Annotated in this window: 26 protein-coding genes; 10 read left to right on the top strand and 16 right to left on the bottom strand. The window is 69.0% G+C overall.

Annotated elements, in window-relative coordinates; all coding sequences use genetic code 11:
• Positions 1–46: 46 nt before the first annotated feature.
• The 3 genes from ACFE6Z_RS04195 to ACFE6Z_RS04205 form a co-directional block, all read right to left on the bottom strand.
• Positions 47–1,372 (bottom strand): nitrate/nitrite transporter, encoded by a 1,326-nt coding sequence (locus tag ACFE6Z_RS04195; RefSeq protein ID WP_375384410.1) that lies wholly within the window; start codon positions 1,370–1,372, stop codon positions 47–49.
• A 64-nt stretch (positions 1,373–1,436) separates the two neighbouring features.
• A complete protein-coding gene (locus tag ACFE6Z_RS04200) occupies positions 1,437–1,928 on the bottom strand; it encodes an FBP domain-containing protein (RefSeq protein ID WP_375384411.1) in 492 nt (163 codons plus the stop codon).
• The gene (locus tag ACFE6Z_RS04205; RefSeq protein ID WP_375384412.1) at positions 1,925–2,524 is read right to left on the bottom strand and encodes a TetR/AcrR family transcriptional regulator; all 600 of its coding nucleotides are present in this window, start codon (positions 2,522–2,524) and stop codon (positions 1,925–1,927) included. The genes ACFE6Z_RS04200 and ACFE6Z_RS04205 overlap by 4 nt, the downstream gene beginning before the upstream one ends.
• A 50-nt stretch (positions 2,525–2,574) precedes the next feature.
• Here ACFE6Z_RS04205 and ACFE6Z_RS04210 point away from each other — a divergent pair, with 50 nt between their 5' ends.
• The 5 genes from ACFE6Z_RS04210 (at position 2,575) to ACFE6Z_RS04230 (ending at position 6,239) form a co-directional block, all read left to right on the top strand.
• Positions 2,575–3,468, top strand: a complete 894-nt coding sequence (locus ACFE6Z_RS04210) for a patatin-like phospholipase family protein (RefSeq protein ID WP_375384413.1) — start codon at positions 2,575–2,577, stop codon at positions 3,466–3,468.
• 112 nt (positions 3,469–3,580) lie between these two features.
• Positions 3,581–4,078 (top strand): GNAT family N-acetyltransferase, encoded by a 498-nt coding sequence (locus ACFE6Z_RS04215; RefSeq protein ID WP_375384414.1) that lies wholly within the window; start codon positions 3,581–3,583, stop codon positions 4,076–4,078.
• A gap of 91 nt (positions 4,079–4,169) precedes the next feature.
• Positions 4,170–4,811, top strand: a complete 642-nt coding sequence (locus tag ACFE6Z_RS04220) for a flavin reductase family protein (protein WP_375384415.1) — start codon at positions 4,170–4,172, stop codon at positions 4,809–4,811.
• A 202-nt stretch (positions 4,812–5,013) separates the two neighbouring features.
• Positions 5,014–5,553 (top strand): DUF2087 domain-containing protein, encoded by a 540-nt coding sequence (locus tag ACFE6Z_RS04225; protein ID WP_375384416.1) that lies wholly within the window; start codon positions 5,014–5,016, stop codon positions 5,551–5,553.
• 125 nt (positions 5,554–5,678) lie between these two features.
• Positions 5,679–6,239 (top strand): HdeD family acid-resistance protein, encoded by a 561-nt coding sequence (locus tag ACFE6Z_RS04230; RefSeq protein WP_375384417.1) that lies wholly within the window; start codon positions 5,679–5,681, stop codon positions 6,237–6,239.
• Positions 6,240–6,295: 56 nt separating this feature from the next.
• On the opposite strand, the gene ACFE6Z_RS04235 is transcribed toward ACFE6Z_RS04230, so the two are convergent.
• Both ACFE6Z_RS04235 and ACFE6Z_RS04240 read right to left on the bottom strand, forming a co-directional pair.
• Positions 6,296–8,308, bottom strand: coding sequence for a S9 family peptidase (locus ACFE6Z_RS04235; RefSeq protein ID WP_375384418.1), 2,013 nt, complete (start codon positions 8,306–8,308; stop codon positions 6,296–6,298).
• Complete coding sequence (locus ACFE6Z_RS04240) at positions 8,308–9,075, bottom strand: SDR family oxidoreductase (protein WP_375384419.1); 768 nt, start codon at positions 9,073–9,075, stop codon at positions 8,308–8,310. Before ACFE6Z_RS04240 ends, ACFE6Z_RS04235 begins: the two co-directional genes overlap by 1 nt.
• Positions 9,076–9,205: 130 nt before the next feature.
• Here ACFE6Z_RS04240 and ACFE6Z_RS04245 point away from each other — a divergent pair, with 130 nt between their 5' ends.
• The 4 genes from ACFE6Z_RS04245 (at position 9,206) to ACFE6Z_RS04260 (ending at position 11,944) form a co-directional block, all read left to right on the top strand.
• Complete coding sequence (locus ACFE6Z_RS04245; RefSeq protein ID WP_375384420.1) at positions 9,206–9,676, top strand: NfeD family protein; 471 nt, start codon at positions 9,206–9,208, stop codon at positions 9,674–9,676.
• Positions 9,673–10,635, top strand: coding sequence for an SPFH domain-containing protein (locus tag ACFE6Z_RS04250; protein ID WP_375384421.1), 963 nt, complete (start codon positions 9,673–9,675; stop codon positions 10,633–10,635). The genes ACFE6Z_RS04245 and ACFE6Z_RS04250 overlap by 4 nt, the downstream gene beginning before the upstream one ends.
• Before the next feature lie 59 nt (positions 10,636–10,694).
• Positions 10,695–11,429, top strand: coding sequence for a glycerophosphodiester phosphodiesterase family protein (locus ACFE6Z_RS04255; RefSeq protein ID WP_375384422.1), 735 nt, complete (start codon positions 10,695–10,697; stop codon positions 11,427–11,429).
• Between the two features lie 131 nt (positions 11,430–11,560).
• Complete coding sequence (locus ACFE6Z_RS04260) at positions 11,561–11,944, top strand: RNA polymerase-binding protein RbpA (RefSeq protein ID WP_375384423.1); 384 nt, start codon at positions 11,561–11,563, stop codon at positions 11,942–11,944.
• Between the two features lie 3 nt (positions 11,945–11,947).
• On the opposite strand, the gene lnt is transcribed toward ACFE6Z_RS04260, so the two are convergent.
• The 9 genes from lnt to ACFE6Z_RS04305 form a co-directional block, all read right to left on the bottom strand.
• Complete coding sequence (lnt, locus tag ACFE6Z_RS04265) at positions 11,948–13,546, bottom strand: apolipoprotein N-acyltransferase (protein WP_375384424.1); 1,599 nt, start codon at positions 13,544–13,546, stop codon at positions 11,948–11,950.
• A gap of 68 nt (positions 13,547–13,614) precedes the next feature.
• Positions 13,615–16,158 (bottom strand): DEAD/DEAH box helicase, encoded by a 2,544-nt coding sequence (locus ACFE6Z_RS04270; protein WP_375384425.1) that lies wholly within the window; start codon positions 16,156–16,158, stop codon positions 13,615–13,617.
• Positions 16,155–16,907 (bottom strand): twin-arginine translocase subunit TatC, encoded by a 753-nt coding sequence (gene tatC / locus ACFE6Z_RS04275; RefSeq protein ID WP_375384653.1) that lies wholly within the window; start codon positions 16,905–16,907, stop codon positions 16,155–16,157. The genes ACFE6Z_RS04270 and tatC overlap by 4 nt, the downstream gene beginning before the upstream one ends.
• Positions 16,908–16,975: 68 nt before the next feature.
• Complete coding sequence (gene tatA, locus ACFE6Z_RS04280; RefSeq protein ID WP_375384426.1) at positions 16,976–17,263, bottom strand: twin-arginine translocase TatA/TatE family subunit; 288 nt, start codon at positions 17,261–17,263, stop codon at positions 16,976–16,978.
• A 107-nt stretch (positions 17,264–17,370) separates the two neighbouring features.
• Entirely contained in the window at positions 17,371–18,333 is a 963-nt protein-coding gene (locus ACFE6Z_RS04285) for a helix-turn-helix transcriptional regulator (protein ID WP_375384427.1), read from the bottom strand.
• The gene (locus ACFE6Z_RS04290; RefSeq protein ID WP_375384428.1) at positions 18,330–19,325 is read right to left on the bottom strand and encodes a helix-turn-helix transcriptional regulator; all 996 of its coding nucleotides are present in this window, start codon (positions 19,323–19,325) and stop codon (positions 18,330–18,332) included. Before ACFE6Z_RS04290 ends, ACFE6Z_RS04285 begins: the two co-directional genes overlap by 4 nt.
• 19 nt (positions 19,326–19,344) lie before the next feature.
• On the bottom strand, positions 19,345–20,319 hold the full coding sequence (locus ACFE6Z_RS04295; protein WP_375384429.1) for an FKBP-type peptidyl-prolyl cis-trans isomerase: 975 nt from the start codon (positions 20,317–20,319) through the stop codon (positions 19,345–19,347).
• A gap of 9 nt (positions 20,320–20,328) precedes the next feature.
• Positions 20,329–21,339, bottom strand: a complete 1,011-nt coding sequence (locus tag ACFE6Z_RS04300) for a tRNA (adenine-N1)-methyltransferase (protein WP_375384430.1) — start codon at positions 21,337–21,339, stop codon at positions 20,329–20,331.
• Positions 21,336–22,022: an HAD family hydrolase gene (locus ACFE6Z_RS04305; protein WP_375384431.1), complete on the bottom strand. Its 687-nt coding sequence runs from the start codon at positions 22,020–22,022 to the stop codon at positions 21,336–21,338. Before ACFE6Z_RS04305 ends, ACFE6Z_RS04300 begins: the two co-directional genes overlap by 4 nt.
• 69 nt (positions 22,023–22,091) lie before the next feature.
• Here ACFE6Z_RS04305 and ACFE6Z_RS04310 point away from each other — a divergent pair, with 69 nt between their 5' ends.
• A complete protein-coding gene (locus tag ACFE6Z_RS04310) occupies positions 22,092–22,955 on the top strand; it encodes a PAC2 family protein (RefSeq protein WP_375384432.1) in 864 nt (287 codons plus the stop codon).
• A 27-nt stretch (positions 22,956–22,982) separates the two neighbouring features.
• Here ACFE6Z_RS04310 and ACFE6Z_RS04315 read toward each other — a convergent pair whose 3' ends face one another.
• Positions 22,983–23,810 carry an undecaprenyl-diphosphate phosphatase gene (locus tag ACFE6Z_RS04315; protein WP_375384433.1) on the bottom strand — a complete coding sequence of 276 codons (828 nt, stop codon included), beginning with the start codon at positions 23,808–23,810 and terminating at the stop codon, positions 22,983–22,985.
• 9 nt (positions 23,811–23,819) lie between these two features.
• Positions 23,820–25,121 carry a M20/M25/M40 family metallo-hydrolase gene (locus ACFE6Z_RS04320; RefSeq protein ID WP_375384434.1) on the bottom strand — a complete coding sequence of 434 codons (1,302 nt, stop codon included), beginning with the start codon at positions 25,119–25,121 and terminating at the stop codon, positions 23,820–23,822.
• Positions 25,122–25,190: the final 69 nt, after the last annotated feature.

The following is a 25,190-nucleotide window of genomic DNA, read 5'->3' on the forward strand; positions in this document are numbered from 1 at the left end:
CGCCACGGTAGCGACAGCATCCGACATGCCCTCCGGAGTCGTGTGCTCAGCTCTTGCGCGGGCGGCGGGGCTCATCGAGACCGAGCAGGATGCGGGTGCGTCTGCGCTCGCGCACGATGAAGAACGATCCGACGATCCAGAGCGGCAGCTGGGTGAGGAATGCGAGGCGGAACGCTTCGAGGCTGAAGGTGTCGGGCGTGCCGGCTCCTTGCAGGTCGAGTGCGAGGCCGATCAGGAAGATGGCGATGAGCCCGGCGAGGAATCCGCCGACGTTCGTGATGCCGGTCGCGGTGCTGAGGCGATGGCTCGGGTTGTGCGTGCGGGCGTGATCGAACGCGATCATGGATGCGGGGCCGCCGGTGGCCAGGGCGATCGCGAGCACCAACAGCAGCCAGAGCGGGGCAGGCTCGGGCCACGCGATGACCACGAGCCATGCCACCATCTGCACCCCGATCGTCGGGAGGACGAGCGCGCTCGAGCGCATGTGCGGGATGCGCGTGGACAAGGCGCCCATGATCGGCCCGATCGCGATGGCGGCCAGTACCAGCACCGTCGTGATGCCGGCGGCTTCGGCCTGCGTGCGGCCTTCACCCGCCGTCAGGAACGGGATGCCCCAGAGCATCACGAAGGCGGTGCCCGCGAACGGGGTCGTGAAGTGCGACCAGAACGCCAAGCGCGTGCCCGGATGCGACCACGCCGCCCTGATTCCGACGCGCGTGTCGATGGCGGAGGTGACGACGCGGATCACACCGGTGTCGGTGTCGACCGACACATCAGAAGTCTGTTCGGGCGGGCGATTGCGGATCACACCGAAGACGAGGACGGCGAACAGGATGCCGAGCCCGGCGATGCTCCCGAATGTGATCGACCACGACGTCGCGTGCAGGAGGGCTGCGAGCGGGATGATCGCGATGATCTGGCCGAGCTGGCCGAAGATGCCCGTCATCTGCACCATCACGGGCGCGCGCTGCGCGGGGAACCATGTGGCGATCACGCGCAGGACGCTCGGGAACACGGCGGCGTCGCCCGCGCCGATCAGCATGCGCGCGGCGATCGCGACCCCGACGTTCGGCGAGAAGGCGATGACCAGCTGACCGATCGACATCAGCACCATGCCGAGGGTGATGATCGGTCGCGCCCCGTAGCGATCGAGCCAGACGCCGACCGGGATCTGCATGAATCCGTACACGCCGAGCTGGAGCACGGCGAACATCGACAGCGTCGAGGCATCGACGTGGAACCGGTCGGCCGTATCGATGCCGACGGCGGCCAGCGAGGTGCGATTGGTCACCGCCAGCACGTAGGCGGCGACGGCGACACCCCAGATGATCCACGCCCGCCACGACGGTGTCGTACGGGCGGGAGAGGTCACGGTGATCCGGGATCGGGGGAGTGGATGTGCTGTCAGCCTATCGGCCCGACCCCGGGGCCCCTGCTCAGACGCCGTCGCGCACGAGCCGTACGAAGGCGCGCACGTGATCGCCGAGGGCTTCGATGCGCCGGTCGCGAGCCGACTCGGCGTCGAACCCGAGGTAGGCGATCGGCGGGAGCTTGCGGACGTTCGCAGAGCATTCGAAGTTCGCGCAGGCCAGTGTTCCGATCGTGTCGCCTTTGCGGCCGGCCGCCCCGCCGCGCTTCGCACTGTAGAACACGACGTCGTTGGGGAGCGTGACGTCTTCGCACCAGGAGCATTGCGCCCGAGAGCGGGGCTTCGCGTCGGTCGCGCGCAGGATGACGCCGACCGGCTCGTCATCGATGTCGACCACCGCATAACCGAGCTGCGGCGACTTGGCATCACGCCACCCGAGGTAGGTGAGGCGGTCCCACGGCAGCTCTGCGAGGGCCGCGGGCATCATGACGGCGTTCCGCTCGCGAACGGACGCGTTCACGAAGGCGGCGCGGATGAGTGGTTCGGACAGGCGGTTCATGCGGGGTCCTCGTCATCGGGCGAGCTGTCTGCCCGCGACCATTCGGTGAGGGTGGAGTGGAGGGCGTCGATGGCGGCGGTCCACGACGACTCCGGATCGGGTTCACGGTGCGAGAAGCTGCCGATGCGCTCGAGCGCGAGGAACCCGTTGATGGTGCTTCCGATGAGGCGCGTGGCGTGGACGCGGTCGACCGGCGACAGCGGATAGCCGCGGAGGACAGCATCCGTCAGCGACACGTACGATCGAGCAGCCGCGGAGCCGACGGCACCGGCTCCGGCCCGTCGCTGGAGCGATTCCCACCGGCCGGGGGAGCGGAGCGCGTATTCGCGGAGCGTGGCGGCGTACGCGCGCAGTGCGGGGCCGCCGGACCGACCGGCGATCGCCTCGCTGAGAAGGCCCGACAATTCGCCGAGCGCGAGGACGGTGATTCCGTCGTGGAGCCCAGCGAGATCTCGGACATGCGAGTACAGGCTCGGGGTCTTCACGCCCAGCCGCCGGGCGACCGAGGTCAGCGTCACAGCCGCGAACCCCGACTCGTCGGAGATGGCGGCAGCCTCGGCGATCACCGAAGATGGGCTGAGGGCAGGTCGATCCATCACACCAGCCTAACATCCTTAGGCTAATGGCTACATACGATAGGTTATGCATGAACCACTCGTCGGCGCCGACGACCGCTGTGATCCTGGCCGGTGCCGGAGCGGCGGGCAACGCCTGGCAGATCGGACTCGTCGCGGGTCTCGCCGACGTCGGTGTCGATATCGCGCGCGCCGATCTGATCGTGGGCACATCGGCAGGATCGACGGTCGCCGCCCAGATCACGAGCGGAGTCCCCGTCGCCGACCTGTACGCGGCGATCATCGCCGCGCCACCGGCCGACCGGGGGAGTGGGCGGCCTACACCCGCGCAACTCTCCGGCCCCAGCTATATGGAGTGGTCCGAGCAGATCATCGCCGCCAGCACGGATGCCTCCGATTGGCGCCGCCGCATGGCCGCCGCGGCGATGGAGAAGGACGCACCGAACCGGCCGAACCGCTGGCGCGACATCGTGGCGGCGCGGCTCCCGCGCCACGCCTGGCCGGAGCAGCGCGTGCTCATCACCGCGGTCGACGCGCGCACCGCCCAGCCCGAGATCTTCGACCGCGACAGCGGGGTCGACCTGGTGGACGCCGTCGCCGCCAGCACCAGCAACGGCTTCGGCGGGACGTATCCCATCGGCGAGAACCGCTACATCAACGGCGCCTACCGCCGGAGTTCCAACGCCGATCTCGCCTCAGGGTACGGTCGTGTCCTGGTGCTCGATCCGTTCAGCGGCAGGTCGCGGTCGCCGGTGGAGTGGGGCATGGATCTGGCGACCCAGGTTGCCGAGCTGCGCGCCGGCGGGAGCGCGGTCGAGGTTGTCTTTCCCGATGCCGGCGCGGGCGACGTGTTCAATGCCGACGCACTGAACCCGGCGACGCGGCTGCCCGCGGCGCGCGGCGGCTACGCCCAGGGGAGGGCGCTTGCCGAGAGAATCGGCGGGTTCTGGCGAGGGGAGGGCTGAGGATCCGTTTCGGCTTGGTGCCATACTCGATCCCGTGGGTAGTCAAAGGTCACGGCGCAAGAGTTGAGCGACGACAGCCGAGCCCGGTGGTGACAAGAATCAGGAGCGCACGATGACCGAGCCGCGGGCGACACACACATCACGCGATGAGGCGCACTCGGCCGTCGATATCGTTCGGCTTGAGCCGAGCGACGTGGAACTCGCGCGCAACACCCTGGTCATGGTGGGGGAGGTCTTCGACGATGAGGATCTGCCGCCGCTTCGCGACGCGTTCGTCGCTCAACTGCTTGCCCGAGAAGACCTATGGCTGTACGCGGCTACAGCCGAGGGCGACCCGGTCGGCGGGATGACTGTGCACGTACTGCCTCTTACGCGTACCGAGTCGACCGAGTTGATGATCTACGACATCGCTGTGCGAGCCGACTGGCAGCGACGAGGGGTGGGGGCGAGCCTGTTGAGACGGCTGCGGTTGGACGCAGCCGCGGCGGGTATCCGCGAACTGTGGGTGCCGGCGGAGAACGAGGACACCCACGCGATCGAGTTCTATCGCCGCACCGGCGGTCACCCGCAAGCAGTGACGATCTACACGTATTCCGCTGAAGCGCAATGAGTTGAGGAATGGCACGGACTGCCGCCCCGCGCGTCATCGCTCCGTCCGTTCTTCGCCAGCAAGAACGGGATGCTGTCTGCAGGCTGAGAGCATGACACAGCACGCGACGATCGACCCCGCCATCCTCTATTTCGGTACTCCAGTCGCACTCATCAGCACCGTGGACGAGGACGGGCGCGCAAACCTCGCGCCGATGTCGTCGGTGTTCTGGCTCGGACACACCGCGGTGCTCGGTCTGGCTCCCGGATCGCAAACCGTCGAAAACCTGCAGAGACATCCGGAGTGCGTCATCAACTTGCCCTCGGAGGACCAGGCCACCGCGGTCGATCGACTCGCTCTCACGACCGGACGCGATCCGGTGCCGCCGATCAAGGTCGCGGCCGGATATCGATTCGAGTCCGACAAGTTCGCACGGTCCGGATTGACCGCGCTGCCCTCGGAAACGATCGTGCCGCCGCGGGTGGCGGAATGCCCGGTGAATCTCGAGGGCCGTGGGCAGAAGGTGGTCCCGCTCACCGAGCGGTATCCCAACGGGGTGCCGCGGATCATCTTGTTCGAGGTCGAAGTGACAAGGGTGCACGTTCACGAATCGATAAGGATGACCGGAACCGAGCATCGAGTCGACCCCGACGCCTGGCGTCCGTTGATCATGAGCTTCCAGCGCTTCTACGGGTTGGGTGCGGAACTCCAGCCGTCGCGTCTCGCGACGATTGGCGAGGAGTGGTACCGGTAAGGCGAAGGGGCCAGCTCGCCATGGCTCGCACCCGGGTCTCGCGCCAAGCTGACATAATGTGCATTATCGGCAATCGCAACTTCGGAGATCTGCGCAACATCGGTCCAGCGACGCGGGCCGCGCACCGAACAACCGCAGATCTCCGAAGAACCGCCACGACGACTCAGTTGCGCAGGGCGCGGCGATCGGCGACGCTCGAAGGATGACCTCGGCCGCCGATGCAGACAACACCTCTCCGAACGCCTGGCGTTCGGTGATCGCGACGCTGGCGAACGACGACGCACGACGCACCTACGCGCACCTCGTCCTCGATGGATCCCTCCACTCGCCGGCCGGGTGGTCACCCGCACGCCGTCGCCGCGCGCTCGACGCGCTGCTCGCTGCAGGACTCGTCGAGCAAACCCCCGACGGGGTGCACACCTCTGCAACGGTGTTCCGTGACATCCTGTCCGCGGCGCAGCCGACGGCGTCGCCGCGTACGGGCGTCGGACGGTTCGTGCGCCCGGACGGCAGGATCGACCGTTATCCCGCGAATGCCGTCGAGCGCACCGCGCTGCTCGCTCATGTGGCTGAGCAGGCGTTTCCGGACGACGTCGAGCACACCGAGAAGCAGGTCAACGATCGGCTGGCGGTGTACGCCGACGACGTCGCGCTGCTGCGCCGATACCTTGTCGACGAGGGGCTGCTGCGACGGAACGCGTCCGGGTCACGCTATGCCCGCGCTGAGAGGCTCCCCGGCTGAGCGCCCGCCCCAGGTTCTATCTCGGCGGTCATACCGCGTCACTCCGGCGTGTACCGCGGTTGACGAGCCGACCATGGGGGCTATGCTGTAGCCGCTCACAGGTATTTCCCAGAAAGAGACCTCGTATGACCACTGCATCCCCCGCCGAGAAGTCGGCAGTCAACGGCATCCGCACGGCGCTCGGCGTCGGTGGCGTGATCGCCCTCATCGTCGGCATCCTCATCCTCGTGTGGCCTGGTCACAGCGCCCAGGTCGTCACGGCGATCATCGCGATCTACGCGATCGCCGCCGGACTGGTATATGCCGGACTCGGCATCTTCTCGAAGACCAAGGGCGGATGGTCGCGCGTCGGCCACATCGTCCTTGGAATCCTGTTCACCATCGCGGGCATCGTCGCGTTTGCGAACCTCGCCGCCACCACAGTCACCATCGCGATCTTCGTCGGCATCCTGGTCGGTATCGTGTGGATCGTTGAGGGAATCGTCTCGCTCTCCACGCTCGGCGCCGCCGCGTCGAAGGGCTGGACGGTCTTCTTCGCGATCATCAGCATCATCGCCGGCATCGTGCTGCTGTTCTCCCCGCTGTACATCGCACTTCTCTGGCTCTTCCTGGGCATCTCGCTCATCGTGCTCGGAATCATCCAGATCATCCGCGCCTTCACGTTCAAGAGCATCGACGCGCTCTGACACTCGGCACAGCACAACGGCCCCCGGATCACTCCGGGGGCCGTTGTGCTGTGCTCTCAGCGCGTGACGGGAAGCTTCCTGGCCCACCAATCGAGCACCGCATCAAAACGCTCCACGCGGTGGCGCGGCTGGCCGCCGCGCGTCAGCTCGTGGTTCTCGCCAGGGAAGATCAGCATCTCCGCGTCGGTCCCGGCGCGCTTGAGCGCCGAGTAGTACCGAGTCGCCTGCTCGAGCGGGCACCGGAAGTCGAGCTCGGAGTGGATGACGAGGGTCGGCGTCGTCACCTGGTCGACGACCGCCATCGGGCTCTGCCGCGCGATGGCCGCAGCATCCGTCCCCACGTATTCGTCGCCGAAGAACGACCCGATGTCGCTCGTGCCCTGGAAGGACGCGGGATCGAGCATCCCGCGCTCGACGATCGCGCCGGCGAAGCGGTGGTCGTGCGCGATGATCCAGGCGGTGAGATAGCCGCCGTACGACCCGCCCATGACGCCCACGCGTGATCCGTCGAGGGTCGCATCGGATGCGACGGCGCCCTCCAGCAGGTCGATCACGTCGGCGAAGTCGACAGTTCCCATGGCCTGACGGATGCTGCGGCCGTGCGCCCGACCGTAGCCCGCCGATCCGCGGGGGTTGCCGTACACGACCGCATAGCCTGCGTCCACGAGCGTCTGGACCTCGTCGAACGGATGGATGCCGTAGCTGGCGAAGGGTCCGCCGTGGATCATCAGGATGACCGGATGCGGCCCTGCGCCCTCAGGGGCGGCGACCCACCCGTGCACCGGGTAGCCGTCGCGGCCGTCGATCGTCAGCTCGCGTGACGTGGCAAGTCCGGCAGCGCGCAGGGCTGCGCCGAAGTCGGTGCGGACGTCTTCGCCGAGCACGACGAGCTCGCCGAAGGAGGTGGGATCGGCCAGCGCGGCGACGATCCGCACGCCGGAAGATGAGCCCGGCCGCAGCACGGCGTCGTGGCCGGTGATCTCGACATCCCCGCCGGAGACCTCCGTCACCCGGCCGTCCCGCGCGACGCAGAGCAGCTGCAACCGCCCACGCGTCCGGCTCTGCACGAGGAACTCGTCGCCGACGCACGTGAGGTGGCTGCCGCTCTCGCCCAGATCGAACGTCTCGGGGTCGGTGAGCGGGCGCTGCCCGTCCGCTCCGACCAGCCAGAGGGCGACGCCGGGCGCGATGAAGTCCGCGCCGCTCGCTCCGAGGTCGGCGGCGAGCATCGCGATCGTGCCGTCGCCGGCGACCGCGATGTCGTCCACCGAGAGGTTCGCCTCCCGGCCGAGCACCTCGCGCTCCCCCGTTCCGTCCACCCGCACCGCGATGATCCGCGAGCGCAGATCGCGCCGCAGTGGCTCGATCTCGTCGACCGACGTGAGAATCTCGGCGCCGTCGCGGGTGAAGACCACTCCCCCGTGGTCGGCCGTGCCGGAGGTCAGCGCGGTGGGCTCGGCGGGAACGACCTGCGCCTTCGGCGCAGCTGCGCCCTCGGCCGGCACCACAGGGGCCGGCGCGTACAGCGGCTCGGCGCCGGTGTCGGGCGCGTCGACTACGAAGACCTGGGCCGGGCGGTCGAGGGTGTAGCCGACGCCGTTCGCGTGCCAGCGCACCCCCGTGATCCGGCGCGGGGGCTCGGCCGCAGCATCCCGTCCTTCGACGGTGCCGTATCGTCCCTCTTCGGGCACGCGAGCGGTGAAGGCCAGTCGCGATCCGTCAGGCGACCAGGAGAAGGAGCCGACGCCGAGGGGCTGATCGGTCACCTGGACGGGTTCACCGCCCTGCGCGGGGACGACGTGCAACTGCGCCCGCTTCTTGGCGTCGGCGCGCAGGAAAGCGATGACGGCGCCGTCCGGCGAGAGTCTCGGCGAGCTGTCGGCGGTGCCCCGGGTCAGCCGGCGCGGCGTGGGATCGATCCCATCGGCGAGGTCGAGCCGCCAGAGCTGGCCGACGTTCTGGTTCGCGCGGATGTCGGGACGCGAGGTCGCGAACACCGCGAAATCTCCCGCGGGCGAGAGCGCCGGACGCGAGACCGCGACGAGCTTCTCGATGTCGGCGGGGCGCATCAGGACGCGTCGCCGAAGTCGGAGGTGTCTCCGACGAGGCGCGTGTTGTCCGCCGGGATCGGGTCGACGGCCGCGCGGGCCACCTCGGCGGCGAACTCCTGCACGTTGTACAGGCGGCCGGCGGATTCGCGGCGGCCGGCGATCGCACCGGGGTTCGCCCGCTCGAGCAGCGTCGCAGTGATCGTGCCCTCGATCATGTCGCCGGAGACGACGACGAACCCGATCCCGCGGTCGGCGAGGTCGGGGATCAGGGCGCGCAGCGCGTCTTCGCCCGCGCGCTTGGAACGGGCGACGGGCTCGTACTCGGGCATCGTCTCGGTCGAGCGGATGAAGTGCGCCTGGTGACTCGTGACGAACACGACCCGGGAACCTGCACCCATGAGCGGCAGCGCGGATTCGAGCACCCGCAGCTGCGCGTCGCGGTTCAGCTGCAGGGCGTAGTCCTCGGCCATACCCGCCTCCATGCCTCCGGACGCATTCAGCACGAGGATCTCGAGCGAGCCGAACGCGCGCTCCACCTCGACGAACAGGGCCTGTACGGAGGTCTCGTCGGTGAGATCGGCACCGACCACGAGCGCCTCGACCCCGAGGCCCCGCAGCTCGGTGCCCAGCTTCTCGGCGCGGGGAGCCTTGTTGCGGTAGTTCACCACGACGTTCGCGCCGGCCTCGGCGAAGTAGCGCACGGTGTCGGCGCCGATCCCGCGCGACGAGCCGGTGACGAGGGCGGTCTTGCCCGCGAGCGAACCGGGCGGAAGGGTCTGAGACACGTAAGGCTCCAGGGATATCGAGAGGACGCGCGGAGGGCCTCTTCGCCTCGCGCTCGGCGTCTCGACCCTACCAACCCGGGCCCAGCCAGACCCCGCCGTGTTAGATTCGAACGAGACGAGGAGGCGCATCATGGATCTCATTCAGACCATCGAACAGTTCGCCTGGATCGGGTGGCTCGTACTCATCCTGGTCTTCCTGGTGATCGAGATGCTCACCCTCGATTTCACCTTCCTGATGCTCAGCATCGGCGGTGTCGCCGGTCTCGGCTCGGATCTGCTGGGTGCCCCGCTGTGGCTGCAGGTGGTCATCGCCGCCGTCGTCGCGGCCGTGCTCGTCCTGTTCCTCCGCCCCCCGCTCCTGCGGCGCCTGCGGCGCGGTGAAGACCCGGCGCTCAGCAATGTCGCGGCACTCATCGACCTTCGCGGGCAGGTCACCTCGACCGTCTCGTCGACGAGCGGCCAGGTGAAACTGTCCAACGGCGATGTCTGGACCGCGCGCATCGACGGCTCCGCAGAACTCGAGCCGGGCACCCCCATCCGCGTCAGCCGTATCGACGGCGCGACCGCATTCGTCAGATCCCACGAGGAGACGCACGCATGAATCCCGACGCCATCATCTCGACCACGATCGGCTGGGTCGTCGCCGCCGTCGTCTTCATCTTCGTGCTGGTCGTGCTCATCCGTTCCATCCGGATCATCCCGCAGGCCACCGCGGGGGTCGTCGAGCGGCTCGGGCGCTACCACAAGACCCTCCTGCCGGGCTTGAACCTGCTGGTGCCTTTCATCGACCGCGTCCGCCCGCTCATCGACATGCGCGAGCAGGTCGTCTCCTTCCCGCCGCAGCCGGTGATCACGGAAGACAACCTGGTCGTCTCGATCGACACGGTGATCTACTTCCAGGTGACGGATGCTCGGGCCGCCACCTATGAGATCCGCAACTATCTGGGGGCGGTCGAGCAGCTCACCACCACGACGCTCCGCAACGTCGTCGGTGGCCTGAACCTCGAGGAGGCTCTCACGAGCCGCGACGAGATCAACGGCCAGCTGCGCATCGTCCTGGACGAGGCGACGGGCAAGTGGGGCATCCGCGTCGGACGCGTAGAGATCAAGGCCATCGACCCGCCGCTGTCGATCCAGGACTCGATGGAGAAGCAGATGCGGGCCGAGCGCGATCGGCGCGCCCTCATCCTGACCGCCGAGGGCACGAAGCAGTCGGCGATCCTCACCGCCGAGGGCGCCAGGCAGGCCGAGATCCTCCGCGCGGAGGGCGACAAGGCAGCCGCGGTGTTGCGGGCGCAGGGCGAGGCAGAGGCGATCCAGACGGTGTTCAGCGCTATCCACGCGGGCGACCCCGACGAGAAGCTGCTGGCGTACCAGTACCTGCAGACGCTGCCGAAGATCGCCGAGAGCGCCTCCAGCAAGCTCTGGATCATCCCGAGCGAGCTCACCGAGGCGCTGAAGAACGTCGCGAACGGTTTCGTGGGGACGGGCAAGGGGCCGCTGGCACCGCCCGCCGCGCCGCGATCGGTGCCGCCGGAGCCCTCGCAACCGGCCCAGTGACGCAGCACCCCTGGTTCGCCGGTGCGGCGGCCCCTCGGGTGCTCGCGCACCGTGGTCTGGTGACTGCGGCTGAGGCCGCGCAGGGCGTCGTCGACAACTCGTTCGCGGCGGTGGCCGCGGCGCACGCCGCCGGCGCCGAGTATGTCGAGTCGGACTGCCACCTGACCGCCGACGGTGTCGTCGTGCTCTTCCACGATTCCGATCTGTCGCGCGTCACAGGCGACCCCCGTGCGATCGCCGGCGTCGCCCACCCCGAGCTCGAGAGGCTCATGGCCGACCGCGGCGGGCTCATCACGCTGAGCCAGGCGCTCGAAGCCTTCCCGGACGTGCGGTTGAACCTCGATGTGAAGGCTGCCGGCGCCGCGAGCGAAGTCGGCCGTATCGTGGCTCCGCACGCAGGACGTGTGCTGCTGACGAGCTTCTCCGACGCCCGGCGCCGCGAGGCGCTGAAGGCGGCGGGGCGAGCGGGAGCGAGCATCCGCCCTGCGACCTCTGCGGGAATCGCGACCGTCACCCGGCTGCTACTCGCCCTCGCGCTGCACTCCGAGCGGCTGGTCACCCGGGCGCTGCGCGACATCGACGCGCTGCAGGTGCCCGAGCGTCGTGGCGCCGTCCGGGTGGTCACCTCGCGGATGCTGGATGCTGCGCACCGCCGTGGCGTCGAAGTGCACGTGTGGACGGTGAATGACCCGGCGGACATGCTGCGGCTCATCGCCATGGGCGTGGATGGCATCGTCACAGACCGCGCCGATGTCGCGCTCCGCACGCTGTCAGAACCGCACACGCACCGGTGATCGGCGCGCGGAGCAGCATCCGCGACGCACCCGCTGTGCATCCACTGTGAATGACCCCATGAGCTGCCTGGTTCGGATGATCTGCCCAGGTGGCGACGTTATACCTGAACAGCAACGAGAGGACCCACACAATGGCAGATCGCAGCTTGCGCGGCATCCGACTCGGCGCCCAGAGCCTACAAAGCGAAGAAGGCGTCGTGTTCCATGAGCGCGCTCAGCACACATACCGATGCACCGTCTGCGGGCGTGACACGACGATGACCTTCGCCGCCGACGCCGAGGTGCCCGAGGCCTGGGAGTGCCGCACGTGCGGCTCCGAGTCGCTTCTTCGTATCGGCGACGGTACGGCCACGGTCGACCACAGCGACGACAAGGTCGCGCGCACCCACTGGGACATGCTTCTGGAGCGCCGCACCCTGCCCGAGCTCGAAGAGCTCCTGGAGGAGCGTCTCGCCTACGTGCGCGCCCGTCGCGGCGCCGGCGAAGACGTCGCCAGCCACAAGATCAGCGCCTGACGCTCATCCCGCATCTCCTGAGACGTCGGCCCCTTCGGGGACCGGCGTCTTCGCATTAGGGCGGCCTTTCACTGCCACGAGAACTCCTACGGCGCAGAGTGCGAGGATGCTCCCCCAGCCGAGCACCATCTTCACGACCGGACCGATCACGACCGCGGCGGTGAGCCCGGTGTGCAGCGGCACATCGGTGAGCATGTGCCCGGCGACGTCGGCGGGAATGCCGTCGAGGGTGGAGCCGTCGGCGGCGATCACCTCACTCGTGCCCACCGTGGAGAGGTTGACGACCGAGCGCCCGGTCTCGATGGCCCGCATGCGCGCGAACGCCAGCTGCTGCAGGTTCTCGTCGGTGCCGCGGAAGTCGGCGTTGTTCGTCTGGAACATGTAGATCTCAGCGCCGTCCTGCGCCCCGTCCCAGATCACGTCGTCGTAGATGACGTCGAAGCAGATCGCGAGGCCGACCCCGACTCCGTTGACATCGAAGAACGGCGCGGCGGTGCCCGGCGTGTACTCGCGGCCGATCAGGCCGATCAGGTCGGGTGCGAACGGCTCCCAGAAGGCGCGGTCGGGCACGTACTCGCCGAACGGCACGGGATGCCGCTTGTCATACGTCTGCACGGCGCCCGCGCCGGCTTCCCACAGGAGTGACGAGTTGTAATACACCCCGTCGCGTCCGGTGACCGCACTCACGACGAGCGGTGCGCCGATCCGATCGGCGAGACCGTCGAGCACGGCGGCGGTGGATCTGCTGGTCGTGGGGTCGGAGTCGACGCCCCCCTCGGGCCAGAGCAGCAGGTCCATCGACTGGCCGATCAGCGGTGCGGTGGCTTCGAGCTGTGCGGCGAGCACCTCGTTCGGGGCCGTGCGCACGTCGAAGTACCCCGCCGGGCCGTTGCCCTGTGCGGCTCCGACGCGGAGCGTTCCGACGACGGTGGTCGGGAACTGCGGCACGACGAACAGCAGGAGCCCGGCGACCACCGCCGGCAGGGCGGTGAGCGGGGCTCGGAATCGCCCGAGTCGCACGTACTCGATCGCCGCCGCGCAGAACAGGACCATCAGGAAGGTTAGCCCCGACATCCCCACCCACGAGACGACATGGGCGAGCGGGCTTCCGACCTGGGTGACTCCGATCCGTCCCCACGGGAAGCCCCCGTACGGCCACGAGCCCACGATCTGCTCGCGCAAGGTCCAGAGGCCTGCCACCAGCAGGGGCAGCACGATGAGCCGCGCCGAGACTCTGAGCCACGAAGTGGCACGGAGCAGGCGCGGCGCCCAGCGGTACGCGAGGGTGATGGGCACCGCGCCGGCCGCGGTGATCAGGGCCTCGAGCATCGAGAGCGCCGCCCATGGCACCGGACCGAGATAGCGGGCGGTGAAGAAGAGGTTGACGAAGAAGAACGACGCGCCGAAGGCGAAGCCCACGAGCACCGACGACCAGAGCCTGCGCCCGACCAGCCCCACGAGGGCGAGCACGACCGCGGGGAACGCCATCGGCCACCAGCCGAGCGCAGGAAACGCGGTGGTGAGGACCAGCCCGCCGGCCACCGAGGTGAGCACCCCTGCCCACAGCGGCAGGAGGGGTCGCGGGGCATCGGCGAGGGGCACCCGACAACCCTAAGCGCACCGGCTCTGCGCATCCCGCAATGCACCCTCGCCGAGGGTGCATTGCGGGATCAGACCGAGCTGTACGCGACGATCCCTCGGCGCACCGCGTCGAGCGCCTTGCGCGCGGTGCCGGCGAGCCGCGCATCCGCCACGAGCGAGAGCTGATCCAGCAGATCGATCGTCTGCTTCGTCCAGCGGACGAAGTCGCCCGCCGCCATGTCGGCCTCGATCAGCACGCGATCCAACGCTCCGCCGCGCGCCCACGAGTGCATCGCCTGGGCGAGCCCCACCGCCACCGGCTCTGAGCCCGGCAGCCGATTGCCGCGCTCCAGGTCGTCCAGCCGCAGCCAGAGGTCCTGGGTCTCGGCCAACGCCGTCCGGAACGCCCCGCGCGGCAGCCCCCGCTCCCCCGGCCCCGCCTCGTCACGCCGCGGCTCGTATACGAGGCAGCTCGCGAGGGCGGCCAGGGATGCAGCATCCAGCCCTTCCCACAGTCCGCGCCGCAGCGACTCCGCCACGAGCAGGTCGCGCTCGCCGTAGATGCGACGCATCGTGCGGCCCGCCGGGGTGAGCCTCGTCACGCCCTCGTCATCGACCTGCACATACGCGAGCTCGGCCAGCACGTCGACGACGTGGTCGAAGATCCGCGCCACCGTCCCGGTGCGCGTGTCGATCTGGCGCCGCATCTGATCGACCGTGCGCTTGAGCTTCCAATACCGCTCGGCCCATCGCGCGTGCTGCTCGCGGTCGGGACACTCGTGACACGGATGCCGCTGCATCCGCCGACGCAGGCTCACGATCTGCCGCTGACGCTGCTCCCTCGCCGCGCGGCTGGCCGTCGCATCCTTGCGGGTGAGCTTTTCCAGATCGCTCAGTTCACGTCGGATGCCGGAGTACTCGGCGAAGTCGCCCCGATCGCACGTCATCGACTTCTGGTAGCCGGCCAGCGACTCCTCGGCCTCACGCACCTGCCGCGCGAGCCCGACGACCGCCCGGTCGGCCTGGAACTGGGCGAACGATGACTCGAGGATCTCTCGCGAGCGCGGCCTGCCGAACTGATCGATCAGATTGACGGCCATGTTATACGTCGGACGGAAGCTCGAATTGAGCGGATACGTGCGCCGCGAGGCGAGGGCGGCGACCTGCTGCGGGTCGAGACTCTCGGTCCACTGGATGACCGCGTGGCCCTCGACATCGATCCCCCGCCGGCCCGCACGCCCGGTGAGCTGGGTGTACTCGCCGGAAGTGATGGCCACGCGGGCCTCGCCGTTGAACTTCTCGAGCTTCTCGAGCACCACGGTACGGGCGGGCATGTTGATGCCGAGGGCGAGAGTCTCGGTGGCGAAGACGACTTTGACGAGCTTGCGCTGGAAGAGTTCTTCGACGACCTCCTTGAAGGCGGGGAGGAGGCCCGCGTGGTGCGAGGCGACCCCACGCTCGAGGTTCTCGCGCCATTCCCAGTAGCCGAGCACGGCCAGATCCTCATCCCGCAGCGTCCGGGTCAGGTCATCGACGATGCGCCGGATCTCGGCGCGCTCGTCGTCGGAGGTGAGGCGCACGCCCGAGCGCCGTACCTGCTGGACCGCGGCGTCGCAGCCGACCCGGCTGAAGATGAAGAAGATCGCCGGCAGCAGGTTCGCGCGCTCGAGGAGCCTGACGACGTCGGGGCGATCGATGCGTTCGATGCGCTGCGCGTTGGCGGAGCGCACCGGCCTCTGGGCGCCCTTGATCGGCCGCCGACCCCCACCGTGATAGTGCCCGCCCGCGTCGTGTCGGCCGCCGCTCTTCGCCGACGAGCTGCGCATCTCCTGCACCCGACGATTGTTCTCGAAGTTCGAGCCCTTCACCGATCGGATGCGCATGAGCTCCTGGTTGACCGCCGCAGTGGCGATCCCCGCGCGATCGTCGAACAGCGGCAGCAGGTCGCCACGCACGAGCACGTGCTGTTCGAGCGGTACGGGCCGGATCTCCGAGACGATCACCTCGGTGTCTCCCCGGACCGTGTCGAGCCAGTCGCCGAACTCCTCGGCGTTGGAGACCGTCGCAGACAGCGAAACCAGACGCACCCGCGGCGGCAGGTGGATGATGATCTCCTCCCACACCGCCCCGCGGAATCGATCGGCGAGGTAGTGCACTTCGTCCATCACGACGAATCTGAGACCCCTCAGGGCCGGCGACTCCGCGTACAGCATGTTGCGGAGCACCTCGGTGGTCATGACGACCACGCGCGCGTTCCCGTTGATGTTCGTGTCGCCGGTGAGCAGCCCGACGTTCTCGGCCCCGTACACGTCCTGCAGCTCGTGGAACTTCTGGTTCGACAGCGCCTTGATCGGCGTCGTGTAGAACGCCTTGTCAGGGTGCCCTTCCGCAGCGTGACCGCCGACCGCGGGCTCGCGCATCGCGAGGTGTACCGCGAACTCGCCGACGATCGTCTTGCCCGCGCCCGTCGGCGCCGCCACAAGCACGCTCCGACCGCTCTCCAGCGCTTGACAGCCCGCGATCTGGAACGGGTCGAGATCGAAGCGCTGGGATGCCGCGAACGCGGCGGTGATCGGATGCTCGCGGTGCTCCCTCGCCCTCGCGAACCGGTCTGCGGGGCTGGGGTCGCTCACTCGGGCGCTCCGGGCGGCAGGAGCGCAGCATCCCGCTTCCGGCGTCGGCGGTCGAAGATCAGGGCGACGCCGACGGCCGCGAAGTAGAGCACGAGCATCGGGATCGCCAGCAGGAACATCGAGATGACGTCGGCGGACGGTGTGGCCAGCGCGGTGAAGATGACGATCGCGATGATCGCGAATCGCCAGCCCTTAAGGATCGCCTTGCCGCTCATGACCCCTGCGAGGTTCAGGAGGACCAGGAACACGGGCAGCACGAACGCGACCCCGACCACCAGGAGGAGCTTCAGGATGAAGTCGTAGTAGTAGTCGTACTTGAAGAAGTTCGCGGCGCCCTCCGGCACGAAGCTCGACATCAGCTCGATGATGTGCGGCATGACCAGGTAGCCGGCGTACGCACCGGCGAAGAACAGCGGGATCGCGGCACCGAGGAAGCCGATCGTGTAGCGGACCTCTTTGCGGGTCATACCCGGCGAGATGAAAAGCCAGATCTGCGAGAGCCACACGGGTGCGGAGAGGAGCAGACCGACCGCGAACGCGATCCGGATCTGGAGATCGAACGCCCCGGTGACGGTGTCGAAGTTGAGGACGGCCTTGCCTGTGCGCTCTGCGATCACGTTGATCGGCTCGGTGAGCAAATTGATGATCGGTTCCGCGAAGAAGAACGCGATCACCATGCCGACCACGAGGCCGATGGCGCTGATCAGCAGGCGCTTGCGCAGCTCGACGAGATGCTGCCCGAGCGACATGCGCTTCTCGGGGCGGGGGGCATCGGGCATGCCGAGGCGCGACGTCCCAGGCGTCGCCACGGGTGCCGTCAGGACTTGGGTTCGATGCTGCCGCGCGCGACTGCCGAAGCGTCCGGGGCGACCGTCGACGCCGACGGCGCTGGGGGTGCCGCCGGTGCGGCGATCGACTCCGCGGTGTTCGGAGCGGTGGTGCTCGGTGCCGCGTCGTCTTCCTTCATGGCCTTCATCTCACCCTTGAAGACGCGGGCGGATTGACCCACGCTCTTGGCGAGCGCCGGCAGCTTGGCAGCACCGAAGATGAGAAGGATCACCGCGAGGATGATCAGGAAATGCCATCCGGTGAGTCCCTGCAACATGGTCGTTCCTTCCGAAGCCGTGCACCCAGTGTAACGCGCTGCCCGCGGAACGGACGGAAGACGCAGCATCCATGGCGGATACCGAGGATTCGCCGAGCCCGCGCCTGTCAGCGATACTGCGCGAGGCCCGCTTCCGCCCAGGCTGCGGCAGCGCGCCGGGCGTCGTCGGGCTCGAGGATCTCGACGTCGCCCCCGCGGCGCACCGCCAGCCGCCGCAGCGTGTGCTCGTCGGCGACGCGCATGGTCGCGACCGACAGTTCGCCCTCGGTGCGCACGTCTGCACGGTCGAGGTAGTCGCCCAGGAGCGGCGCGACCGACGCAGGGAAACGGATGCGCGCGACGATGTCATCCTCCCCCGGCGCGAACAGGGCGGGCACCGGCTCCTGACCGTGCGCGACCGGGATGTCGGTGAGCTCGAGCCCGCTGACCCGGTCGAGATGGAATGTCCGCATCGCCTCGCGGAGGTGGCACCATCCCTGCAGGTACCACTGGCCGTTGGCGATGTGCACCTTCACCGGGTCGACGGTGCGGGTGGTGGGCGGAGCGTCCGGCGCCTTGTAGGTGAACGAGACGGCCACCCCCTCGCGCAGGGCCGCCGCGACCGCGTCGCGCACAGCATCCACGGGGCCGGAGGCGACGATGACCTCGACGGGTGTGCCGGACGCACCGCGGGAGAGCTTGGCGAGCAGGCCGGTGATCAGGTCGTTGTCGCCGAAGCCGGGAAGGGTGCGGGCGAGCTGGAGGCCGGCGAGGAGCGCGGCCGCCTCGCGCGCGGTGAGCTTGGGCGAGCGCTCCAGCCCCACCGTGTTCGTGATCACGATGAGATCGCGCTCCTCCAGGAGGTCCCAGTCGATGTCGAACAGCTCGTTCGACATCTGCCAGAACCCGCCGTCTCCGGGAAGCCCGATCACCGTGAGCTTCTCGACCATCGACCGCATCTGCTCGGGCGTCACGTCGAATTCGTCGGCGGCCTCGGCGATCGACACTTCGCCCTTGCCGATCAGGTAGGGCACGAGCTGGAGCATGAGCGCCGCCCGATCCGTGGCGACGAGGGGCTTGCGGGCGCTCATGATCGTTCCCCGTTCAGACCCAGGGCCGCCGTAAGGCGGGCGATCACCTCGGAGCGCAGCTCGAGGGGCTCCACCACCCGCACTTCGGGGCCATACGACGCGAGCTCGTCGGCGAAGACGTGGACGTCGACGTAGGGCACGTGGATGCCCTGTTCGGCGGGTGTCCCCCGACGCCCGAGACGCAGCGACGCCTCGGTCCCCGGGTCGATCTCCAAGAGCGCGCGCTGCCGCTCGGCGACGCGCTGCAGCCCTGCGAGCGCGCGGTCACCGGCGTGTTCGAGAGCCGATCGATCAAACGACTGCTTCGTGATCTCCACGTCTCCGACGACACGCGACAGCAGGAAGGTGCGGTCGGCCGCAGCATCCATGTCGATGCCGTATACGTGCCACCTGGCTTCCCACTCCACGAGCGCGAGCGGCTGGAAGCGGCGCAGTCGCGGCGCATGATCGCCGGGCTTGAGATAGCGGAAGGCGACGATGCGCGCCTGCTCGATCGCCTGCTGCAGCGCGGGGAAGGCCGGCTCGCGCACGCTGATCTTCGGCGAGTAGCCGATGATCGGCTCGTCCACAGTGATGCCCAGTGCGCGGATCTTGCGCAGCCCGCTCCGGGCATCGACCGACATCGAACTCTGACTCCACACGCCGCCGGCGAGGGTCAAGAGGGCGATCTCGGCGGGCGTGAAGACGATGTCCTCCGGGAGCTCGTACTCGGCGGTGGGCACGCGATAGCGCGCCTCGCGGAGGTCGTCGGGGTCTGCCCAGTCGCCGATCGTCTCGATCGGCACGCCGAGTCCGCGGAGGCTCTCCTTGTCGCGCTCGAACATCTTCTCCAGCGCGTCCTTCGAGGCGCCGGCCTCGGACTGCTCGCGGTAGCCGGCGACGGACGTGAGGATCGTGTCCTTGGTGAGTCCCTGCTCGGTGGCCATCAGCGCGACGACGAGGTTGACCAGCCGCTCCTCGGGAGGGTTCTTCGCTGGCGCGTTCGCGGGCACTGTCCGGCTCCGTCTGGGGCTAGTTGGCCGGGGCCTGATCGAGCCCGAGGATGTCGACGACGTAGACGAGCGTCGAATTCGCCGGGACGCTGCCCTTCTGCGTCGCGCCGTAGCCCTGGTCGGGCGGCACGACGACGAGCACCTGCGAACCGACTGTCTGACCCTTCAGACCCTCGGCGAGGCCGGGGACGAGCGTGGTGAGCGTGGTCGACGGCGGCTCACTGCCCCACGTCGTGTCGAAGACCTTGCGGTTCTCCCACGTGACGCCCGTATAGGCGATCCGCACCGGCACATCGCCGGTGACTTCCGGCCCGTCGCCCTTCTTGATGGTCTGGACGACGAGGTCGCTGGGCGGCGTCGCATCCGGCACGATGATGCCGGGCCGGCCGTCGGGTGCGCGCACGACGGTGGGCATCCCGAGCGCGTCGTTGTACTGGTTCGCGCCGTCGGCCTTGGTCAGGAAGGCCTTCCGGACATCGACGACCGCGATCGCGGAGTCGCCGTCTTTCAGACCGAGGCTCGCCATCGTCTGCTCCTGGATGTCGCCCGGCGCGAGTCCCACGACGACACGGGAGCCCACGGTCGCGCAGTGCAGAGCGTCCGCGAAGCCGGGGAAGGTCTCCACCCAGCGCGAGAGGGGGAACACGCGCGACAGATCGCCGTCATAGGGCGTGGCGATGAGCTTCTTGCCCGTCGCACCGCTGGACAGGCTGATGTCGAGCACGACGAGCTGTTCGCTGTCGGTGATGGCGGTGCCGTCGCCTGCGACGACATCTTCGGATGCCGTTGCATCCAGGTGGAACGGGGTGGGCAGCGTGACCACGGGGGCAGCATCGGTGTCTCCGGCGACGGTGACGCCATCCAGTGTGGGCGAGGCCGACACACTCGGCCGAGGACACGAGGCCGAACCGGATGCCGAGCCCGACGCGGAGCATCCGGCCAGGGCGAGCGCGGCCAGGCCGAGGGCCGCGACGACAGCAGGGATCTTGCGCACCGGATTAGTCTAGGCGTTCGCCTCGGGCCCATCCGAACCCGCCAGGCGAGCGCCATCGGCCGCGCGCTGGGCCTCGCGCACGCGCTTGCGGAGGTTGCGGTCGGTGATCTCGCGGTCGCCCACCGCCCCGGGCGTCCACAGTTCGACGTCTTCGTCGCCGTAGCTCGACTTCGACGCGCGACGCTTGACCTCGGGCGGGATCGCCCCCGGTGCGAGGCGCCGGGCCGAGATCAGGAAACCGGTGTGCGCCACCATGCGGTGATCGGGCCGTACGGCGAGCCCCTCGACGTGCCAGCCGCGCACCATCGTCTCGTTCGCGGTGGGCTCGGTGAAGAGCCCGGTGCCGCGCAGGTACTCGGCGACCCGGCTGAGCTGGGTGGCGGTGGCGACGTAGCAGAGCACCACTCCCCCGGGCGCGAGCGCATCGGCCACGACGTCGATGCACTCCCACGGCGCCAGCATGTCGAGCACGACGCGGTCGACGGATGCCGGAGCCACCGTGGCGGGCAGCTCCGTCGCCAGGTCGGCGACCACGACATCCCAGTTCTCGGGCGGGGAGCCCAGGAAGGTCTCGACGTTCGCCGCAGCCACCTCCGCGAACTCCGGGCGCCGCTCGAATGAGGTGAGCCGCCCGGTCGCGCCGATCGTGCGCAGCAGCCAGAGCGACAGCGCGCCCGACCCGACTCCCGCTTCGACCACGACAGCCCCGGGGAAGATGTCGGCCTCGGACAGGATCTGCGCGGCGTCCTTCGGGTAGACGATGGCCGCACCACGGGGCATCGACATCACGAAGTCGCGCAGCAGCGGCCGCAGCGCCAGGTATTCGTGCCCCGCGCTGTTTGTCGCGACCGAGCCGTCGGGCTGGCCGATCAGGGCTTCGTGTTTCAGCACGCCGTGATGCGTGTGCAGCTCACCGCCGTCGCGGAGCGTGATGGTGTGAAGCCGGGCCTTCGGCCCGGTCAGCTGCACGCGGTCGCCCACCCGGAACGGTCCGCTCGGTCGCAGCAGGTCGGCGGTCATGCGGTTGCTCCTCGGCGGGTGCGGGCGGTGTGGAACTCGACGACGTCGGTGACGGTGCGCCCCTCGAGCGTCGGCCAGATCGCGTGCGCGCCGACGCCTGCCAGCGACACCATGAGCGGCACGCCGATCGAGGATGCGCCGGACGCGAGGGCCGAGCGCAGGCCGTTGGGCGAATCCTCGATCGCGACGCTGTCGGCGGCATCGACGCCCAGCTGCGCGCACGCCTGAAGGTACGGGTCCGGGAAGGGCTTGGGCCGGGTCACGTCGTCGCCGGCGACCACGACGTCGAACGCGTCGAAGTCGATGAGCTCGATCACGGTCTGCGCCATCCGGCGCATCGACATCGTGACCAGGGCCGTCTTGATCCCGGCCGTGCGCAGCTCTTCGAGCAGCTCGCGCGCACCCGGGCGGAACGGGATGCCGTCGACAGCCAGCCGGCCCATGACCTCGCTCGTCAGGTGGTCGACGATCTCATGCACCGGCATCCGGACACCCGCGTCCTGGAGGATGCGCGCGGAGTCCTCCAGGCCCATGCCGACCAGCTGGAGTGCCTGCTCGTGCGACCAGGTGCCGCCGAAGCTCTCGATCAGCGGTGTCTCGGCGGCCATCCAATACGGCTCGGTGTCGACGAGGGTGCCGTCCATGTCCCACAGGACGGCGGCCGGTACGGTCGGGTTGCTCACCGGGCAATGCTACGGCCCCGGATCCGGCGCCTGCGCCTATCCTTGGAGGCACCGAACGGAGGAGGTCGCGTGGACGGACTGGGTCGAAGGGTGCTGGTCGCGGCGTTCGATGGGTGGAACGATGCCGGCGAAGCCGCATCGGCCGCGATCTCGCTGCTGCGCGAGGAGGGCTCGTACGAGCCGGTCTTCGCCGTGGATCCGGAGCTCTACTTCGACTATCAGTACACGCGGCCGCAGATGACCAGCGATGCCGATGGCGCGCGCACGCTGCGGTGGCCCGAGGCCACGCTGCTGCGCCCCACGAAGGCGCTGCGCGGCACGCAGGTGTGGCTGTTGACCGGTGTGGAGCCGGCGCGGGCATGGCAGGCGTTCGCGAGCGAATTCGTGGACGTCGCGCTGAGGGAAGACATCACGGGATTCATCGGGCTCGGCTCGATGATGTCGGACGTCCCGCACACCCGACCGATCTCGATCTTCGCCGGCAGCGACAACGAGCAGGTCCGCTCGTCGCTCGATCTGGAGCGGAGCACCTACGAGGGCCCGGTGGGCATTCTCAGCGTGCTCACTCACGCGGCCGAGACCGCCGGCATCCCCTCGGCAACCCTGTGGGCGAGCGTTCCGCACTACGTCGCCGGCCACACCCCGTCGCCCAAGGCCACCCTCGCGCTCCTGGATCGGCTCGAAGACCTCACCGGCGCCCAGATCCCGCGCGGCGACCTCGCGAGCGAATCGGTGGCCTGGGAGGCGTCCATCGACGCGGCCGCGGCCGACGACGAGGAGATGACCGAGTACATCCGGCAACTCGAGCGCACCCGCGACACGTGGGACTCGCCCGAGGCATCGGGCGACGCGATCGCGCAGGAGTTCGAGCGGTATCTGCGGCGCGGCGGCGACGGGCCGACCAAGCCGGGGCGCGACGACCCGCGCCGGTAGCAGCATCCCGGCAGCGTCGCCCCCGTCTCAGTTGGCCGGAATGATGCCCAGTGCCAGCAGTACGAGCACTGTGCTCCCCAGCGCCACGCGGTAGATCACGAACGGCAGGAAGCTGTGCCGGGAGATGTACCGCATGAAGAACGCGATCACACCGAGCGCGACCACGAACGCGACGACGGTCGCGACGGCCGTCTCGCCCAGCGTGAAGAAGCCGGGCTCGTCCCTGCTCTTGAACAGCTGGTAGAAGCCGGATCCGAACACGGCGGGGATCGCGAGCAGGAACGCGTAGCGGGCCGCAGCGGCGCGCTCGAACCCCATGAACAGTCCGGCGGTGATCGTGCCGCCCGAGCGTGAGACGCCGGGGATGAGCGCGAGCGCCTGCGCGAAGCCGAAGATGATGCCCTTCGGGTAGGTGATGTCGCCGATCTTGCGCTTCTGCGCGCCCACGGCGTCGGCGATCCCCAGCAGCACGCCGAACAGGATCAGCATCCCGGCGACCAGCCACAGCGAGCGGAAGACCGTCTCGATCTGGTTCTGGAACACGACCCCGAGCACCACGATCGGGATGCTGCCGATGATGATGAGCCAGCCCATCCGCGCATCCGGATCGTCGCGCGGGATGCGGCCGAACAGTGCCCGGAACCACTGCGCGATGATCCGCACGATGTCGCGCCAGAAGAACAGCACGACGGCCGCCTCCGTGCCGATCTGAGTGATCGCGGTGAAGGCCGCCCCGGGGTCTTGGGCGCCGGGAAGGAACACACCCAGGATGCGCAGGTGCGCGCTGGAGGAGACCGGCAGGAACTCGGTGAGTCCCTGGACGAGCCCCATGATGATCGCCTCGAGGAAGTGCATGCGTGCCTCTCAGTACGTGCGGATGAGGTCGGTCAGCACGCGCTGCCCGAAGACGAGTGAGTCGATCGGCACACGCTCGTCGACACCGTGGAACATACCGGTGAAATCGAGGTCGGCCGGAAGCCGCAGCGGGGCGAAGCCGTAGCCCGCGATGCCGAGGCGGGAGAGCGCCTTGTTGTCGGTGCCCGCGCCGAGCAGATACGGGATCACCGGCACGCCGGGATCGTGACGGCCGAGGGCCGCGACCATCGCGTCGACCAGATCGCCTTCGAACGGCACCTCCAGGCCGACGTCGCGGACCACGATCTCGATCGAGACGTCATCGCCCACGATCCGCTGGATGTCGGCGAGCGCGGCGTCCTCCGTACCCGGCAGCACACGGACGTCGATGAGCGCCTCGGCCCGATCGGGGATCACGTTGTGCTTGTAGCCCGCGGCGAGCACGGTGGGGTTGGTCGTGGTCCGCAGGGTCGAACGGATGAAGGCGGATGCTGCGCCCGTCGCATCCGCGAGAACGTCGGGCTCTGCTCCCTCTGCGCCGGTGAGACCGGCGAGGGCGTCCAGGAGCTGCTGGGTCGTCGCGGTGAGCCGGACCGGCCATTGCGTACGCCCGATCGCCACGACCGCCTCCGCGAGGCGGGTCACCGCATTGTCGGGATGGAAGCGACTGCCGTGCCCGGCGCGGCCACGGGCGACGAGGCGGATCCAGATGAGGGCCTTCTCGCCGACCTGCAGCAGATACGCGCTGCGGTCGCCGACGGTGATCGAGTAGCCGCCGACCTCGCTGATCGCCTCGGTCGCCCCGGCGAACCAGTCGGGGCGCTCAGCGACCACGAGCGTGGATCCCTCGACGCCGCCGTTCTCCTCGTCGGCGAAGAAGACCAGGACGAGGTCGCGCTCGGGCAGCTCGCCGGCTCGGAGGATGTCGGCGACCGAGGTGAGGATCATCGCGTTCATGTTCTTCATGTCCACGGCACCGCGGCCCCACAGCATCCCGTCGCGAATCTCGCCGGCGAACGGGTCGACGCTCCAGTCGGCGGCGACAGCAGGGACCACATCGAGGTGACCGTGCAGCACGAGCGCGGGCTTGTCCGCATCGCGCCCCTTGACGCGCGCCATCACATTCGTGCGACCTTCGACCGCCTCGTAGTACTCCGGCTGCAGCCCCAGTGCGGTGAGGTACTCCCCCACGTACTCGGCCGCCGCGCGCTCGCTGTTGGCGCGCCCACCGCCGTAGTTGGTCGTATCGAACCGGATCAGATCCCGCGCGATGCGCACCACTTCGGGGAGGGACTCGTCGGGCGAAGGCATGCCGACAAACCTACCGGCCCGGCGTTGCAGCCCCGTGTCACGAAGCGTCACGGATACGAGAAAAAAGGC

The organism is uncultured Microbacterium sp. (genome assembly GCF_964244775.1).
Lineage (GTDB): Bacteria > Actinomycetota > Actinomycetes > Actinomycetales > Microbacteriaceae > Microbacterium.

Excerpts from the sequence above, each read along its gene's own strand:
- ACFE6Z_RS04245 (WP_375384420.1), top strand. The coding sequence starts at position 9,206 with ATGGATCTCATTCAGACCATCGAACAGTTCGCCTGGATCGGGTGGCTC.
- ACFE6Z_RS04200 (WP_375384411.1), bottom strand. The coding sequence starts at position 1,928 with ATGAACCGCCTGTCCGAACCACTCATCCGCGCCGCCTTCGTGAACGCG.
- ACFE6Z_RS04225 (WP_375384416.1), top strand. The coding sequence starts at position 5,014 with ATGACCTCGGCCGCCGATGCAGACAACACCTCTCCGAACGCCTGGCGT.
- tatA (WP_375384426.1), bottom strand. The coding sequence starts at position 17,263 with ATGTTGCAGGGACTCACCGGATGGCATTTCCTGATCATCCTCGCGGTG.
- ACFE6Z_RS04205 (WP_375384412.1), bottom strand. The coding sequence starts at position 2,524 with ATGGATCGACCTGCCCTCAGCCCATCTTCGGTGATCGCCGAGGCTGCC.
- ACFE6Z_RS04315 (WP_375384433.1), bottom strand. The coding sequence starts at position 23,810 with ATGCACTTCCTCGAGGCGATCATCATGGGGCTCGTCCAGGGACTCACC.
- ACFE6Z_RS04210 (WP_375384413.1), top strand. The coding sequence starts at position 2,575 with ATGAACCACTCGTCGGCGCCGACGACCGCTGTGATCCTGGCCGGTGCC.
- ACFE6Z_RS04320 (WP_375384434.1), bottom strand. The coding sequence starts at position 25,121 with ATGCCTTCGCCCGACGAGTCCCTCCCCGAAGTGGTGCGCATCGCGCGG.
- ACFE6Z_RS04250 (WP_375384421.1), top strand. The coding sequence starts at position 9,673 with ATGAATCCCGACGCCATCATCTCGACCACGATCGGCTGGGTCGTCGCC.
- ACFE6Z_RS04230 (WP_375384417.1), top strand. The coding sequence starts at position 5,679 with ATGACCACTGCATCCCCCGCCGAGAAGTCGGCAGTCAACGGCATCCGC.
- ACFE6Z_RS04285 (WP_375384427.1), bottom strand. The coding sequence starts at position 18,333 with ATGAGCGCCCGCAAGCCCCTCGTCGCCACGGATCGGGCGGCGCTCATG.
- ACFE6Z_RS04215 (WP_375384414.1), top strand. The coding sequence starts at position 3,581 with ATGACCGAGCCGCGGGCGACACACACATCACGCGATGAGGCGCACTCG.
- ACFE6Z_RS04220 (WP_375384415.1), top strand. The coding sequence starts at position 4,170 with ATGACACAGCACGCGACGATCGACCCCGCCATCCTCTATTTCGGTACT.
- tatC (WP_375384653.1), bottom strand. The coding sequence starts at position 16,907 with ATGTCGCTCGGGCAGCATCTCGTCGAGCTGCGCAAGCGCCTGCTGATC.
- ACFE6Z_RS04235 (WP_375384418.1), bottom strand. The coding sequence starts at position 8,308 with ATGCGCCCCGCCGACATCGAGAAGCTCGTCGCGGTCTCGCGTCCGGCG.
- ACFE6Z_RS04300 (WP_375384430.1), bottom strand. The coding sequence starts at position 21,339 with ATGACCGCCGACCTGCTGCGACCGAGCGGACCGTTCCGGGTGGGCGAC.
- ACFE6Z_RS04260 (WP_375384423.1), top strand. The coding sequence starts at position 11,561 with ATGGCAGATCGCAGCTTGCGCGGCATCCGACTCGGCGCCCAGAGCCTA.